Origin of the sequence: Phreatobacter sp., from assembly GCF_027532945.1 — a bacterium.
Lineage (GTDB): Bacteria > Pseudomonadota > Alphaproteobacteria > Rhizobiales > Phreatobacteraceae > Phreatobacter.
The window spans coordinates 53489-67218 of record NZ_JAPZTZ010000009.1; the positions used below are offsets into that span (position 1 = coordinate 53489).

Sequence of the window (13730 nt, forward strand, 5' to 3'; positions counted from 1 at the left end):
CTCACCAGGCCCCGGTATTGGGCATCGAGGCCCAGGGCTCCGCCGGAGCCTTGGCATCGCCCTTCTGCAGGATCTCGATGGAGATGGCGTCGGGCGAGCGGACGAAGGCCATGCGGCCGTCGCGCGGCGGGCGGTTGATGGTGACCCCCGCCTTCATCAGCTTCTCGCAGGTCGCGTAGATGTCATCGACCTCATAGGCGAGATGGCCGAAATTGCGCCCGCCCGAATAGGCTTCCGGGTCCCAGTTATAGGTGAGCTCCAGCATGGGCGCGTCGCGACGGCCGGCAGCGATCGCCGCTTCCGCCGCCGCCTTGTCCTCGGGGGCGCAGAGGAAGACGAGGGTGAACTTGCCCTGCGGAAAGTCGTTCTTGCGCACCTGAACCAGGCCGAGCTTGTTGCAGTAGAAATCGAGTGACTGGTCGAGGTCGGTGACGCGGACCATGGTGTGCAGGTAACGCATTGGGGGAAGCCCTTCGTGCGGGAGGTGTCGATGGCGGATGCGGAGTTGAAGACGGCGGCGGACGAACTTGCAAGCCTCCTTGCACAGTCCAGCCGTGCGGTCGCCTTCACGGGCGCGGGAATCTCCACCGAATCCGGCATTCCCGATTTCCGCTCGCCGGGCGGCCTGTGGACGCAGAACAAGCCGATCCCGTTCCAGGCCTTCGTGGCGAGCCGCGAGGCGCGCGCCGAAGCCTGGCGGCGCAAGTTCACCATGGATGACAGCTATCGCGGCGCCGCGCCGAACCGCGGCCATCTGGCGCTCGCGGCGCTGGTGCGCGCCGGCCGGCTCGACGCGATTATCACCCAGAACATCGACAATCTGCACCAGGATTCCGGCGTTCCGGAGGAGCGGCTGATCGAGATCCACGGCAACGGCACCTATGCGACCTGCCTTGCCTGCCAGCGCCGCTATGATCTCGGCTGGGTGCGTCAGCGCTTCGAGGCGCGCGGCGAGCCGCCGAATTGCGAGGCCTGCGAAGGGCCGGTGAAGTCCGCCACCATTTCCTTCGGCCAGGCCATGCCGGAGGACAAGATGCGCCGCGCCGCCGCACTCGCCACCGATTGCGACCTGTTCCTCGCCATCGGCTCCTCGCTCGTCGTGCACCCGGCCGCAGGCCTGCCGGCGGCGGCCGCCGAGCGCGGCGCGTCCCTCGTCATCATCAACCGGGAGCCGACGCCCCTCGACGACCTCGCCGCCATGGTCCTCAGGACCGAGATCGGGCCGCTGCTTGAGGCTGTGATGGAACGGCTGCAACTCCCGCAGGTTTCGTGACGGCGCGTCAACGCCTCGTCCACCAAAGGTGTGGGGACGACGCGGGAAACCTGAATTTTGGGCTTTGCCGGCGCAAGGCGGGTGCTATCCTCATGGTGAGAATCAGGGTTGGCAGGGATCGAGGCCAAGATCCCGAGAGCGCGGCGGTGAGTGTGATGACGTCGGATAGTTCCGATGCGAATGGCCCCGTGAACAAAGACGGTCAGCGGCTGCGGGACGATGCGCAGCTGTCCCCGGAAGCCGTTCCGACTGATCTCGTCGAAGTCGCCGGCGCTATCAAGTGGTTCGACGTGGCCAAGGGCTACGGCTTCATCGTGCCGGATGGCGGCGGACCTGATGTTCTGCTGCACGTCACCACGCTGCGCCGTGACGGCTTCCAGACGGCCTATGAGGGCGCCCGCATCGTCGTCGAGGCGACCGCCCGCCAGCGCGGACTCCAGGCCTTCCGCGTCCTGTCCATGGACGAATCGACCGCGGTCCATCCGGCCCAGCTGCCGCCGCCGCGCACCCATGTCCACGTCGTGCCGACCTCCGGGCTGGAGCGCGCCGAGGTGAAGTGGTTCAACCGCCTGCGTGGCTTCGGCTTCCTGTCGCGCGGCCCGGGCACCCCGGACATCTTCGTCCACATGGAGACGCTCCGGCGTTATGGCATGACCGAGCTGCGCCCCGGCCAGTGGGTGCTGGTGCGCTACGGCGACGGCTCGAAGGGACTGTGGCCGCCGAGGTGCGGCCCGACGGTGCACCCTTTCCAGCCTCCCATTGACGGGCTAGAACCGCGGCCATGCCCAGCGCCGTGACCACCGACCTTGCCCTCGCCGACCTTCGGCTCGACCGCCGCCGCCTCCTTGGCGCGGCGCTCCTGCTGCCGGCCGTGCCGGCTTTCGCAGCCGATGCGGCCTTCGCCCAGGGTGAAACCGGCCAGCTCGCCATCGTCACGCGATCCGGCGCCCGCCATCCCTTCGTCGTCGAGATCGCCAACACGCCGGAGACGCGTTCGCGCGGCCTGATGTTCCGCCGCGAACTGCCCGAGGGCCGCGGCATGCTCTTCGAATTCGGCGCGCGGGAGACCGAGGTCTCCATGTGGATGAAGAACACCTACATTCCGCTCGATATGGTCTTCATCCGGGCGAACGGCCTCATCAACCACATCGCCGAGAACACCACGCCCTTCTCCGAGGCGACCATCTCCTCGAATGGGCCGGTGAAGGGCGTGCTGGAGGTCATCGCGGGCACGGCGAGACGCCTCGGGATCGCCGCCGGCGACCGGGTCGAGCACCCGTTCTTCCGCGGCTGAGGCGGGAGCCGCCGCGCCGCTTGCCGCTGCCGCGGCGCTCGGTTATTGCCTTGCATCACGGGGCGTAGCGCAGCCTGGTAGCGCGAGAGTTTTGGGTACTCTAGGTCGCTGGTTCGAATCCAGTCGCCCCGACCAGCCTTCGGAGGAATGCCGTGGTCGCCCGTATCTACAAGCCCGCAAGGACCGCCACCCAGTCCGGACAGGCCAAGACCGGTCAGTGGCACCTCGAATTCGAGCCGGCCGCCCCGCGCACCGTCGAGCCGCTGATGGGCTACACCAGCTCCACCGACATGGCGCAGCAGGTGAAGCTCTCCTTCGCGACGAAGGAGGAGGCCATCGCCTATGCCGAGAAGAACGGCCTCGCCTATCAGGTCTTCGAGGCCGAGGAGCCGAAGAGACGCCTCGCCGCCTATTCCGACAACTTCAAGTTCAACCGCGTCGGCGCCTGGACCCATTGAGGGCGGGGCGGCGGCGGGCTCCTTCGGTCCCGTAGCTCAGCTGGATAGAGCATCTGCCTTCTAAGCAGAATGTCGCAGGTTCGAGCCCTGCCGGGATCGCCATTATCCCAAAAACAGCTCCATAGGCGACGTCGGACGTCAACACCAACCTCCTGAGCAACTGGAGGAGTTGACCGCCGCCCAAAAGTTGCTCAACGCTAGCAGCACAATCAAGGAGGTCTGCTGTGCTTGAGAGTTTTGCATTCTCGCTTCTTGAGGAGGGAGCAAAAAAAGGAGCCGGTATCGTTGCCAGCAACCTTCTAGACGGTTTTTTCAACAATAAGCATAGGAAAAGCAAAAAGGCGATAGATACGGTTTTAAAATCATATGCCGAAAAGACCTATGAGAGATGTACGCAGATAAAAACACTTATTGAAAAAGATGAACCAATAAATATATTTGACGTATACGTGCCACTAAACTTCGAAACGTCAAAGAAATCGCAGATTGACGACTTTGCTGCGATCGAATTAATCGAAAAAAAGAAAAAAGTAATGATAGTGGGCAGTGGAGGAACTGGGAAAAGCGTGTTTATGAAGTTTCTGTGGACCGCGATGGCTGTGCGCTCAGCCTCTCGGATTCCGATATTCGTCGAACTGCGGAACTATGTCGATAGTGCACCCGAGAAAATCGACGAGTTTATATACAGTACGATATTTTCATCGAGTGTGGTGCCTGAGGGCTCGCGCGAGATATTTACATCAATGCTTCGAGATGGAAGCTTTATAATATTATTGGATGCTCTAGACGAGGTGCCTCTAGCTCGACAGCAGGCTGCAGAACGAGAAATACTTCGCTTGGCTGATGAGTATGGAGATAATATTATAGTTGTCAGCACTCGCGAAAAAGAAGATGGGCCAAGCTGGGAGCGATTTACGATATTCCGTATGTGCCCGTTGTCCAAGGAGTCAGTTATAACTCTCATACAAAAGACCGATTTTGATGTCGTCGTAAAGAAGCGTTTTATTGAAGCAATAGAATCAGACCTTTTTAATACACACAAATCCTTTCTTGAAATTCCGCTCCTTGCTTGTCTCATGCTGATCGCGTTTGATCAATTTGCAGACATACCCGCGGACAGGCACTTATTTTACGAACGTGCATTTATTACGCTATTTCGTCGCCATGATGCAAGTAAAGGAGCTTTTAGGCGTCAACTGAAATCGTCGCTTCCGGAGGAGAGGTTTCGAGAAATTTTAGCATACACATGCCTGTTGAGCTACTTAGATGAGAAATTCAGATTCACGGAAAGAGAATTAGATCAGTATCTCGAAAAAGCTATTGATGCAGCGGAAGTCAGATGCGAGCCGCGAGACGTCCGTCAGGATTTGTACGAGAATGTGTGTATAATACAGAGAGACGGGCTTGAGTACGTGTTCTCTCACCGCTCGTTTCAGGAATATTTTGCTGCTCTTTGCATGGCAAGTTTTGACGATGATATGATGACGAGAACTGCTGAGAAGGTAATAACGGCTCGTTATGATATGGTAATGCCTATGCTGTACGGTATTGGACGGCGACGATTTAACGCAACAATTGCAAAATCTGCATTGGCAAACGCAGCGGTTGTTACAAAAATGCCAGAAGCGCAGAGAGTCTATAAATTGTTAGACGTTGAAGGGGCAGTATTTTACATTCACGGAGTGTTTAGTCGAAATAGGAAATTAAAAAAAGGTGTCAAAGACATATTATCCAATGGTTGTGAATTCGAGGATGCTTGAATTTCTATCCATATACAATCGATCAATTAACAAAGAGGAGCGTTCATACAACTTCGGTATGGGAGAAGCAAAATTTGATCAAAAACGATGGCCGAGAGTATCGGAAATATTTAACAGATATATGAGCGACATGGGCGCGGGAAAGGACCAGGATTTATTCGGCGTAGCATACTACGTGGACGGCAAGTGGTATAATGGGATCGATGAGGCAGATATTTCTAATATGGGGTCCGAGCTCGAGGACATTGTGAGGCATTCAGGGAGTTATGATCATTACGTTAAGCTTATCGATGAGTGCGCAAAAGTGCTGACAGATGTTGAGAAGGATGCCGCGGAGTATGGTAAAAAACTGTCGGATCTGCTTGGGTTGTAAATCTCACCCCGCGAACCCACCACCATCCAGGAACGCATGTTCCTCCGCCGTCGTTGTTCGGCCCAGCATCGCGTTGCGGTGCGGAAAGCGCCCGAACCGCGCGATGACGTCGCGATGGCCGATGGCGTGGGCATGCGTGTCGCCGCCAATGGCGCGGGTGAGGTCCACCGCGCGATCCTGGTCCGCCAGCACCTCCGAATGCGAGTAGGGCAGGGACAGGAACACCCGCAGGGCCGGATCGACATGGGCGGCATCGCCGCGCTTGTCCGCGATTCCGGCGAAGGAAAGGGCTAGCGGATCCGTCGCATACATGTGGCCGGTGCCGCGGAAGGCGTTGCGCGGGAACTGGTCGAGCAGGATCATCAGGGCGAGGGCGCCCTCCGGACTTGCCATGAAGCCGTCGAGCGCGCGGCGCGCCGCGGCGAAATGCGCCTCCCAGAAGCGCTCGCGGAACCGCGCGTCGAAGGCCTCGTCCTTGGTGAACCAGGCGTCCTCGCCCGCCTCGCGCCAGAAGGCGACGACCTCGGCAGCGGCGGGCAGGGCGGTCGTTGCGGTCATGCGCATGTCCTCTCGTTCAGGCCGTCATTGTCGCATGGCCCCGCTGTTGGACAGGACCCAAGGCCATCATCCCCGTGCTGCGGCGCAAAATTTCGGTGGGATACGCATAAATCCGTATGCCACAGCATGGAACCGCCCACCTAGAGTGCGGGCAGTAGCGGCTCTTTCCAAGACGGCCGCCAGAGGAGAACAACCATGTCGCAACCGTCCACCCTGCGCCGCCTCCTGGCCGGCGCGGCGCTTGGCCTCGGTCTCGCCGTCGCGGGCCCGGCCTTCGCCCAGACCAAGGTCGCCATCGGCATTTCCGGCTGGACCGGCTTCGCCCCGCTGACCCTTGCCAAGGAAGCCGGCATCTTCGCCCGCAACGGCCTCGACGTGACGATCCGCAAGATCCCTCAGGCCAGCCGCCACCTCGCCATCGCCTCCGGCGACATCCAGTGCGCCGCCACCACGGTCGAGACCTGGATCGTCTGGAACGCCAACGGCATCGCCACCACCCAGCTCTTCCAGCTCGACAAGAGCTATGGCGCCGACGGCATGGCCGTGCGCAACGGCATCAATTCGATCCGCGACCTGCGCGGCAAGACCGTCGCCGCCTCGGCGCCGGGCACCGCGCCCTATTTCACCCTCGCCTGGATGCTGCGGGAGAACGGCCTCTCCATCCGCGACGTCACCATCGTCAACATGGAGCCGGGAGCCGCCGCCCAGGCCTTCGTCGCCGGCCAGAACGATGCCGCCATGACCTACGAGCCGTTCCTGTCCTCGGTGCGCAATGCACCGCAGGCCGGCAAGATCATCGCCACCACCCTCGACTATCCGATGGTGATGGACACGTTCGGCTGCACCCCGGCCTTCATCCAGGCCAACGAGGCCGCCGTGCGGGCGCTTGCCAAGAGCTATTTCGAGGCTCTGGAGATGATCAAGACCAACCAGGCCGAGGCCTTCCGCATCATGGGCGCCGATGTGCGCCAGACGGCGGAGCAGTTCGGCAATTCCGCCCAGTACCTGCGCTGGCAGGACCAGGCGGCGAACAGGACCTTCTTCGCCGGTGAGTGGCGCACCTTCTCCGAGAAGGCCGCCGACCTTCTGCTGGAGCTCGGCATCATCCGCAACAAGCCGAACTTCGACACCATGGTCGACACGCGCTTCATCCAGTAAGCGGAAGCGCCGGTCGGCGGCAGATGTCGCCACTGCTCAAATCGTCATGCCCGGCCTTGTGCCGGGCATGACGCGTTCCGTGCCTTGTCTACCTTCTCGGTCCTCCGGATGACCCCATGAAACCCCTCGAGCCCGTATCGCCGGCGGCGCGCGTCGTCCTCGGCATCGCCTTCTTCGTGATCTTCTTCGCGGCCTGGGCAGCGGTCACCTTCGGCGGCCTGGTGCCAAAAATCTTCCTCGCCGATCCCGTCACCATGCTGCGCGAGGGCTGGTACCTCATCACCAATCACGGCTTCCTCGTCGATATCGGCGTGACGGTCTGGCGCGTCGTCGGCGGGTTCATCCTCGCGGCCCTCGTCGCCGTGCCGCTGGGGCTCGCCATGGGTGCCTACAAGCCGGTCGAGGCCTTTTTCGAGCCCTTCGTCTCCTTCGCCCGCTACCTGCCCGCCTCGGCCTTCATCCCGCTCTTCATCCTCTGGGCCGGCGTCGGCGAGAAGCAGAAGCTCCTCGTCATCTTCGTCGGCTCGGTCTTCCAGATCGTCCTCATGGTGGCGGTGGCGGTCGGCTCCATCCGCCGCGACCTCGTCGAGGCGGCGCTCACCCTCGGCGCCCGCGACCAGGGCATCGTCGCCCGCGTCATGGTGCCCTATGCCGCCCCCCAGATCGCCGAGATCCTGCGCCTCGTCCTCGGCTGGGCCTGGACCTATGTCATCGTCGCCGAGCTCATCGGCTCATCCTCGGGCATCGGCCACATGATCATCGAGAGCCAGGCGCTGCTCGCCACCGGCCAGATGATCTTCGGCATCATCGTCATCGGCGTCATCGGCCTCATCTCCGACTTCGTGTTCAAGGCCGTGAACCAGAAGCTGTTTCCCTGGAGCACCATATGAGCGGCGTCGTCGTTGCGGGCGTCTCGCGCACCTTTCCGGGCGTGCGCGGGGGAGCTCCCGTCCAGGCGCTCGCGCCGGTCGATCTCACCGTCACCGAGGGCGATTTCGTCGCCATCCTCGGCCCCTCCGGCTGCGGCAAGTCCACGCTGCTGCGCATCGTCGCCGGCCTCGACCGGCCGACCACCGGCACGGTGACCCTCGATGGCAAGCCCGTCTCCGGTCCCGGCGCCGACCGCGGCATGGTGTTCCAGAGCTACACGCTCTTCCCCTGGCTGACGGTGGCCGAGAACATCGCCTTCGGGCCGCGGGAGCGCGGCACGCCGTCGGCCGAGCGCCGCGCCATCGCCGAGAAGCTGATGGCGCAGGTCGGCCTCACCCAGTTCGCCAACCATTACCCGAAGCAGCTCTCAGGCGGCATGCAGCAGCGCGCCGCGCTCGCCCGCGCGCTCGCCAATGACCCGAAGGTCCTGCTGCTCGACGAGCCCTTCGGTGCGCTCGACCACCAGACCCGCTCGCTGATGCAGGAACTGCTGCTCTCCATCTGGGAGGAGCACCGCAAGACCGTCCTCTTCGTCACCCACGACATCGAGGAGGCGGTGTTCATGGCGAACCGCGTGCTGGTGATGAGCGCGAGGCCCGGCCGCTTCAAGAGCGAGGTCGCGATCCCCTTCGCCCATCCCAGGTCCTACAAGCTGAAGACGACGCCGGATTTCAGCCGGCTCGAGGAACAGCTCACCGAGGACATCCGCTCCGAGACGATCATTGCGGTCCAGGCCGGCTTCTGAGGCACGCCAGCGCGTCAATGGGGAGCGCCAACGGCTCCTGCGTCGGCAGGGGCTGACCATGCCGCATGTCCTCCGGCATGGCATGTCTGCTGTCGTCTCATTTCGCTGGTCGCGGCACCGTGCGCAGCCAGGCGAGGCCGTCGGCGATGAAGCGGCCATCCATGTCGTGCCCGCCGGGATGGGTGCAGAAGGTGAGCGCGCCGCCGCGGCAGCCGCGCCATGTGGTGCAGGTCTCGCCCGCCATCTCCGCCACCTCCGGCACCGGCGCGCAGTGGTTGGTGACGAGGGCAGTGGCAAGGCTCGCCCGCATGTCGCCCTGCCGCGCCCCGCCGGAGAGCGCCCGCCCGGCGAGCGGCACGGTGCGGTCGGCGCGGCCATGGACATGGCGGATCGCCACCGGCCCGCCGGGGCAGGGGCCCTCCGGCACGGGGTCCCAGAACCCGCCGGCGATGGGGAGGAAGCCGGTGAACCGGCCGGGCCGCTCGCAGGCCAGCGTCCAGGTGAGGAAGGCCCCGGCCGAGAAGCCGCTGGCGACCACCATCGCGGGGTCGACCGGGTGGCGCGCCATCACGTCCTCCGCGACCGCCGCGGCGAAAGCGAGATCATCGCGTGGCCGCGGACTGCCGGGGCGGACGAACCAGCGGGCGTCGATGCCTTCCGGCACGGCGAGGAGAATGCGCCTTTCCTCGACGATGCGCATCATGTCGGTGCGCGACAGTACGGCCGCGGGCGTGTCGCCGAGGCCGTGGAAGAAGACGACGAGGGGCAAAGGGGTCTTGCCGTCCCAAGCGGAGGGCGCCGCCAGCGCGTAGCGGCCCTCGGCAAGGCGGCAAGGATCGGCCGGCGGGCAATCGGCGCGGGCGACCGGGGCGGTGAGCGCCGCGAGGGAGAAGGCGATCGCGGCGGCGCGCAAGGCAGGGCTCCCGGATGAGGCGCGCGGCAGTCTGGCCCGCCGCCGCCCCACCGGGAAGGGCCTTCGCCCTCACGCTTCCTTGAAGCCGTAATCCGGGATGCCCTGCTCGTTGCCGTAATATTTGAACGGCAGGAACTTGCCGGACATGGTGATCTTCACCCGGTCGCCCTTGGGGTTGGGCTCGCGTTCGAACTCCATGTTGAAGTCGATGGCCGACATGATGCCGTCGCCGAACTCCTCCTCGATGATCGCCTTCCAGGCCGGGCCGTTGACCAGCACCAGCTCGTAGAAGCGGTAGATCAGCGGGTCCGTCGGCGGCATGGAGGTGCCGGTGCCGCGATAGGGCACCTCGTTGAGCATGGCCTCCTCGGCGCTCGTGAGGCCGAACAGCGCCGCGGCTTTCTTCGCCAGCGGCTTCACCAGCTTGTGCTGGCCGAGCAGCGCGCCGATGACGAGGACCGGCGACATGCCGCCGATCTCGTCGGTGATGTGCTTCCAGGTCCAGCCCTTCTCGCGCTTGATGTCGAGGATCTTTTCCGTGAGCTCTTCGCGGATCATCGTCCGTCTCCTTGGGGTGTTTTGTGGTGGTCGGGGTTGTCAGACGGCGCGCGCCAGCGGCGGCGTCGGATCGGGGGCGCCGGGCGTGACCAGCGGCGGCGAGCGGCGGTTCCACACCTTGCCGGGGGTGGCGAGCTCGGCGGCAAAGCTCTTCGAGCGGGTCACCAGGAAGTCGATGATGTGGTTGCGCACGGGATAGAAGGCCGGGTGCTTGTGCACGTCGTGGCGCGAACGGTCAGCCGGCAAAGGATTGACCACGATCTCGGCGATGCGGGCATCCGGCCCGTTGGTCATCAGCACGATCTTGTCGGCGAGATAGATGGCCTCGTCGACGTCATGGGTGATCATGAAGACGGTCTGGCCGGTGGTGCGGCAGAGACCCCGCACCTCGTCCTGCAGCGTGCCGCGGGTCAGCGCGTCGAGGGCGGAGAAGGGCTCGTCCATCAGCATGATCTTCGGCTCGATGGACAGCGCCCGGGCGATGCCGACGCGCTGCTTCATGCCGCCCGAGAGCTGCGAGGGCTTCTTCATCTCGGCGCCGGCAAGACCCACCGTGGCGATGGCCTTGCGCGCATGCTCCTCCACCTTCGCCTTCGGCCAGTCGCGCCATTTCGACGCGACGGCATAGGCGACATTGCCGAGCACGGTGCGCCACGGCAGCAGGCCATGGCTCTGGAAGATGACGGCGCGGTCGAGGCTCGGGCCTTCGATGGCCTTGCCGTCGATGATCACCGCACCCTCGGTCGGCTCGTCGAGGCCGGCGAGGATGTTCAGCACCGTCGTCTTGCCGCAGCCGGAATGGCCGATGACGCAGACGAACTCGCCGCGGTCCATGCCGAACCAGAGGTCCTCGAAGATCGTGGTCTTGCCGCCCTCGGGGGCGGGGAAGCGGCGGGCGATGCCCTCGATGGAAATGTAGGACGAGGCCACGCGCGTCACTCCTGATAGGTCACGAGGCGGGTGAGGCGGGCGAGGATCTGGTCCAGCACCATGCCGACGAGGCCGATCAGCAGGATGGCCGTGATGATGTCGGTCAGCGACAGGTTGTTCCACTGGTTCCAGACGAAGTAGCCGATGCCGGTGCCGCCCACGAGCATCTCGGCCGCGACGATGACGAGCCAGGCGATGCCGACCGAGATGCGCATGCCTGTGAGGATGGTGGGCGCCGCGGCTGGCAGGATCACCGTAAAGGCCTTGCGCACCGGCCCGACCTCCAGCGTGCGGGCGACGTTCAGCCAGTCCTTGCGGACCGAGGCGACGCCGAAGGCGGTGTTGATCAGCATCGGCCAGAGCGAGCAGATGAAGATCACGAAGATCGAGGAGAGCGAGGAATCCTTGATCGTGTAGAGGGCGAGCGGCATCCAGGCGAGCGGCGAGATCGGCTTCATCACCTGGATGAAGGGATCGAGCGCCCGATAGACCAGCGGCGACATGCCGATGAGGAAGCCGAGCGGCACCGCCACGGCCACGGCGATGCCGAAGCCGAGCAGCACGCGGGCGAGCGAATAGGCGAGCTGGATGCCGATGCCCATGTCGTTCGTGCCGCGCACGTAGAACGGGTCGGAGAGGTGCTTCCAGATCGTCCGGCCGACATCGATCGGGCCGGGCATCGGCGTCTGGCCGCCGGTGGCGGCCGCAGCGCCGACGAGCTTGGCATATTCCGGATCGACCGTCTGGCCGCCACCGCCGCCGCCGCTGACCGCGACGTGCCAGGCGGCGAGGAAGATGGTCAGGATCACCAGGGACAGGACGAGGGCGCGAAGGCCGATCGAGCGCGTCATGGCCGGACCTCGATGGTTGGAAGGACGGGTGTCACAGGCCGAGCTCCGTCAGGCCGGGGAAATCGGCAGGGCGGATGCCGAGCGGCCAGGTGAAGCGGCGCTCGGCTTCCGTGATCGGCACGTCGTTGATGCTGGCCTCGCGCCGCTCCATGTAGCCGTCGGCGTCGAACTGCCACTGCTCATTGCCGTGGGAGCGGAACCACTGGCCCGCAGCATCGTGCCACTCGTACTGAAAGCGCACGGCGATGCGGTGCTCGTGGAACGCCCAGAGCTCCTTGATCAGCCGGTAGTCGTGCTCCTTCGCCCATTTGGCGGCGAGGAAGCTGCGGATAGCCGGCCGTCCGGCGAAGAACTCCGAGCGGTTCCGCCAAGTGCTGCCCTCGGTATAGGCGAGGGCGACCCGGTCGGGATCGCGGGTGTTCCACGCGTCCTCGGCGGCGCGCACCTTCTGGCGCGCCGTCTCGAGGGTGAACGGCGGGACGGGAGGCCGGGACATGGGAGCTCCGATGGCGGTGGGCCGTCGCCTCAGCTGCGCTTGATGGCGAAGGAGGCGATGTACTCCTCGGGCTTTGCGGGATCGAAGGTCTTGCCCATCACCGAGAAGCTCTTGCTGGATGTGGCCGGCGGGGTGAGGCCGAGCTCTCGCATCATCGCGGCGGCGTCCGTGGCGAGGAAGACCTGACGGGCGATGCCGTTATAGTCCACGTCGCCCCGGATCTGGCCCCAGCGCTTCATCTGCGTGAGGATCCAGACCCCGAAGCTCTCCCACGGGAACGGGTCGAACTGGATGCGGTTCGGATCGCGCTTCACCTGGCCGAGGCCGTCAGCGAAAGTGCCGGTGAGGATCTGCTCCAGCACCGTGACCGGCTGGTTGAGGTAGTTCGGCGCGGCGATGGCCGCGGCGATCTCCCTGCGGTTCTCGGCCTTCTGCGCATGGGCCGTGGCGTCGATGATCGCCTTGAGCAGCGCCCGGTAGGTGTTCGGCATGGTGGTGACGAACTCGCGGCTGGCTGCGAAGGCGCAGCAGGGATGGCCGTCCCACAGTTCCTTGGAGAGGATGTGGATGAAGCCGACGCCATCGAAGACCGCGCGCTGGTTGAACGGATCGGGGCCGAGGAATCCGTCGATATTGTCGGCGCGCAGGTTGGCGACCATCTCCGGCGGCGGCACGGCGCGGATCTGCACGTCGCGGTCGGGATCGAGGCCGGCCTCGGCGAGGTAGTAGCGCAGCAGGTAGTTGTGAATCGAGAAGTCGAAGGGCACGGCGAAGCGGAAGCCCTTCCAGTCCTTCGGATCCCGCTTGTCCTTGTGCTTGTTGGCCAGCGTGATCGCCTGGCCGTTGATGTTCTCGATCGCCGAGACCGAATAGGGGATCGGGTTCGAGCCGACGCCCATGGTGATGGCGATCGGCATCGGCGCCAGCATGTGGGCGGCGTCATATTCCTTGTTCAGCGTCTTGTCGCGGATGACCGCCCAGCCGGCGGTCCGCACCACTTCGACGTTGAGGCCGTGCTTCGAATAAAAGCCCAGCGGATGGGCCATGATGATGGGCGTGGCGCAGGTGATCGGGATGAAGCCGACCTTGAGGTCCTTCTTCTCGATCGGGCCGGTCTGGGCGAGCGCCTCGGTCGCCGCGCCGATGGGGAAGAAGCTGGCGATGGCGGCAGCGGCGGTCGTGGCGCCGACGGTCCGCAGGAAGGCGCGGCGGTGCGTGTCATTGGGAAAGAGCGCGCGCATGACCGCCTGCTCGACGATCCGGCGATAGCGGCTCTCCTCGCCGGCCGCCTCGACGGCGGTCGCCTCGGCGCGGATGGAGGCCTCGTGCTCGGCATCGGAGCCATGGCGGCCGCAGACGCAGCCCTTGAGGGAACGCTTCGCGGCATTGAACGGATTGTCGAACAGGGCCATGGGGTCATCCTTCGGCTTGCG

16 protein-coding genes, 2 tRNA genes and 1 pseudogene are annotated in these 13730 nt (G+C 64.2%); 11 read left to right on the forward strand and 8 right to left on the reverse strand.

Annotated elements, in window-relative coordinates; all coding sequences use genetic code 11:
* Position 1: 1 nt before the first annotated feature.
* Positions 2-460 carry a lactoylglutathione lyase gene (gene gloA, locus O9344_RS06955; RefSeq protein WP_298474584.1) on the reverse strand — a complete coding sequence of 153 codons (459 nt, stop codon included), beginning with the start codon at positions 458-460 and terminating at the stop codon, positions 2-4.
* A 30-nt stretch (positions 461-490) separates the two neighbouring features.
* Between gloA and O9344_RS06960 the strand changes: the two genes are divergently transcribed.
* From O9344_RS06960 to O9344_RS06995, 8 genes and pseudogenes are all read left to right on the forward strand, one after another.
* The gene (locus O9344_RS06960; RefSeq protein WP_298474586.1) at positions 491-1273 is read left to right on the forward strand and encodes a Sir2 family NAD-dependent protein deacetylase; all 783 of its coding nucleotides are present in this window, start codon (positions 491-493) and stop codon (positions 1271-1273) included.
* 251 nt (positions 1274-1524) lie between these two features.
* Positions 1525-2036: pseudogene (locus O9344_RS06965) on the forward strand (cold-shock protein); the annotation flags it as partial.
* Positions 2037-2054: 18 nt separating this feature from the next.
* Positions 2055-2567: a DUF192 domain-containing protein gene (locus O9344_RS06970; protein ID WP_298474588.1), complete on the forward strand. Its 513-nt coding sequence runs from the start codon at positions 2055-2057 to the stop codon at positions 2565-2567.
* A 58-nt stretch (positions 2568-2625) separates the two neighbouring features.
* A tRNA-Pro gene (locus O9344_RS06975) sits at positions 2626-2702 on the forward strand.
* Between the two features lie 17 nt (positions 2703-2719).
* Positions 2720-3025 carry an ETC complex I subunit gene (locus tag O9344_RS06980; protein WP_298474590.1) on the forward strand — a complete coding sequence of 102 codons (306 nt, stop codon included), beginning with the start codon at positions 2720-2722 and terminating at the stop codon, positions 3023-3025.
* Positions 3026-3050: 25 nt separating this feature from the next.
* A tRNA-Arg gene (locus tag O9344_RS06985) sits at positions 3051-3127 on the forward strand.
* Between the two features lie 122 nt (positions 3128-3249).
* On the forward strand, positions 3250-4785 hold the full coding sequence (locus O9344_RS06990) for a hypothetical protein (RefSeq protein WP_298474592.1): 1536 nt from the start codon (positions 3250-3252) through the stop codon (positions 4783-4785).
* Entirely contained in the window at positions 4778-5158 is a 381-nt protein-coding gene (locus tag O9344_RS06995; RefSeq protein WP_298474594.1) for a hypothetical protein, read from the forward strand. Before O9344_RS06990 ends, O9344_RS06995 begins: the two co-directional genes overlap by 8 nt.
* A 3-nt stretch (positions 5159-5161) precedes the next feature.
* Here the strand turns inward: O9344_RS06995 and O9344_RS07000 are convergent, their stop codons facing one another.
* Positions 5162-5716: a DUF924 family protein gene (locus O9344_RS07000; RefSeq protein ID WP_298474596.1), complete on the reverse strand. Its 555-nt coding sequence runs from the start codon at positions 5714-5716 to the stop codon at positions 5162-5164.
* Between the two features lie 195 nt (positions 5717-5911).
* Here O9344_RS07000 and O9344_RS07005 point away from each other — a divergent pair, with 195 nt between their 5' ends.
* The 3 genes from O9344_RS07005 (at position 5912) to O9344_RS07015 (ending at position 8549) form a co-directional block, all read left to right on the forward strand.
* A complete protein-coding gene (locus O9344_RS07005; RefSeq protein WP_298474599.1) occupies positions 5912-6874 on the forward strand; it encodes an ABC transporter substrate-binding protein in 963 nt (320 codons plus the stop codon).
* A 116-nt stretch (positions 6875-6990) separates the two neighbouring features.
* Positions 6991-7764, forward strand: coding sequence for an ABC transporter permease (locus O9344_RS07010; RefSeq protein ID WP_298474602.1), 774 nt, complete (start codon positions 6991-6993; stop codon positions 7762-7764).
* Complete coding sequence (locus tag O9344_RS07015) at positions 7761-8549, forward strand: ABC transporter ATP-binding protein (RefSeq protein WP_298474604.1); 789 nt, start codon at positions 7761-7763, stop codon at positions 8547-8549. The genes O9344_RS07010 and O9344_RS07015 overlap by 4 nt, the downstream gene beginning before the upstream one ends.
* Before the next feature lie 97 nt (positions 8550-8646).
* Here O9344_RS07015 and O9344_RS07020 read toward each other — a convergent pair whose 3' ends face one another.
* The 6 genes from O9344_RS07020 to O9344_RS07045 all read right to left on the reverse strand — a co-directional run bounded on the left by O9344_RS07020 (position 8647) and on the right by O9344_RS07045 (position 13709).
* Positions 8647-9462 carry a PHB depolymerase family esterase gene (locus O9344_RS07020; RefSeq protein WP_298474606.1) on the reverse strand — a complete coding sequence of 272 codons (816 nt, stop codon included), beginning with the start codon at positions 9460-9462 and terminating at the stop codon, positions 8647-8649.
* Between the two features lie 69 nt (positions 9463-9531).
* Positions 9532-10020 (reverse strand): cyanase, encoded by a 489-nt coding sequence (cynS, locus tag O9344_RS07025; RefSeq protein ID WP_108174446.1) that lies wholly within the window; start codon positions 10018-10020, stop codon positions 9532-9534.
* Between the two features lie 39 nt (positions 10021-10059).
* A complete protein-coding gene (locus O9344_RS07030) occupies positions 10060-10950 on the reverse strand; it encodes an ABC transporter ATP-binding protein (RefSeq protein ID WP_298474609.1) in 891 nt (296 codons plus the stop codon).
* A 5-nt stretch (positions 10951-10955) separates the two neighbouring features.
* The gene (gene ntrB, locus O9344_RS07035) at positions 10956-11801 is read right to left on the reverse strand and encodes a nitrate ABC transporter permease (protein WP_298474611.1); all 846 of its coding nucleotides are present in this window, start codon (positions 11799-11801) and stop codon (positions 10956-10958) included.
* A 31-nt stretch (positions 11802-11832) separates the two neighbouring features.
* Positions 11833-12297, reverse strand: a complete 465-nt coding sequence (locus tag O9344_RS07040) for a nuclear transport factor 2 family protein (RefSeq protein WP_298474613.1) — start codon at positions 12295-12297, stop codon at positions 11833-11835.
* Positions 12298-12326: 29 nt separating this feature from the next.
* A complete protein-coding gene (locus tag O9344_RS07045) occupies positions 12327-13709 on the reverse strand; it encodes a CmpA/NrtA family ABC transporter substrate-binding protein (protein ID WP_298474615.1) in 1383 nt (460 codons plus the stop codon).
* Between the last annotated feature and the right edge of the window lie 21 nt (positions 13710-13730).

Coding starts and splice junctions, on each gene's coding strand:
- O9344_RS06970 (WP_298474588.1), top strand. CDS start 2,055: ATGCCCAGCGCCGTGACCACCGACCTTGCCCTCGCCGACCTTCGGCTC.
- O9344_RS06995 (WP_298474594.1), top strand. CDS start 4,778: ATGCTTGAATTTCTATCCATATACAATCGATCAATTAACAAAGAGGAG.
- ntrB (WP_298474611.1), bottom strand. CDS start 11,801: ATGACGCGCTCGATCGGCCTTCGCGCCCTCGTCCTGTCCCTGGTGATC.
- O9344_RS07000 (WP_298474596.1), bottom strand. CDS start 5,716: ATGACCGCAACGACCGCCCTGCCCGCCGCTGCCGAGGTCGTCGCCTTC.
- O9344_RS07015 (WP_298474604.1), top strand. CDS start 7,761: ATGAGCGGCGTCGTCGTTGCGGGCGTCTCGCGCACCTTTCCGGGCGTG.
- O9344_RS07045 (WP_298474615.1), bottom strand. CDS start 13,709: ATGGCCCTGTTCGACAATCCGTTCAATGCCGCGAAGCGTTCCCTCAAG.
- O9344_RS07040 (WP_298474613.1), bottom strand. CDS start 12,297: ATGTCCCGGCCTCCCGTCCCGCCGTTCACCCTCGAGACGGCGCGCCAG.
- O9344_RS07010 (WP_298474602.1), top strand. CDS start 6,991: ATGAAACCCCTCGAGCCCGTATCGCCGGCGGCGCGCGTCGTCCTCGGC.
- O9344_RS06960 (WP_298474586.1), top strand. CDS start 491: ATGGCGGATGCGGAGTTGAAGACGGCGGCGGACGAACTTGCAAGCCTC.
- O9344_RS07005 (WP_298474599.1), top strand. CDS start 5,912: ATGTCGCAACCGTCCACCCTGCGCCGCCTCCTGGCCGGCGCGGCGCTT.
- cynS (WP_108174446.1), bottom strand. CDS start 10,020: ATGATCCGCGAAGAGCTCACGGAAAAGATCCTCGACATCAAGCGCGAG.
- gloA (WP_298474584.1), bottom strand. CDS start 460: ATGCGTTACCTGCACACCATGGTCCGCGTCACCGACCTCGACCAGTCA.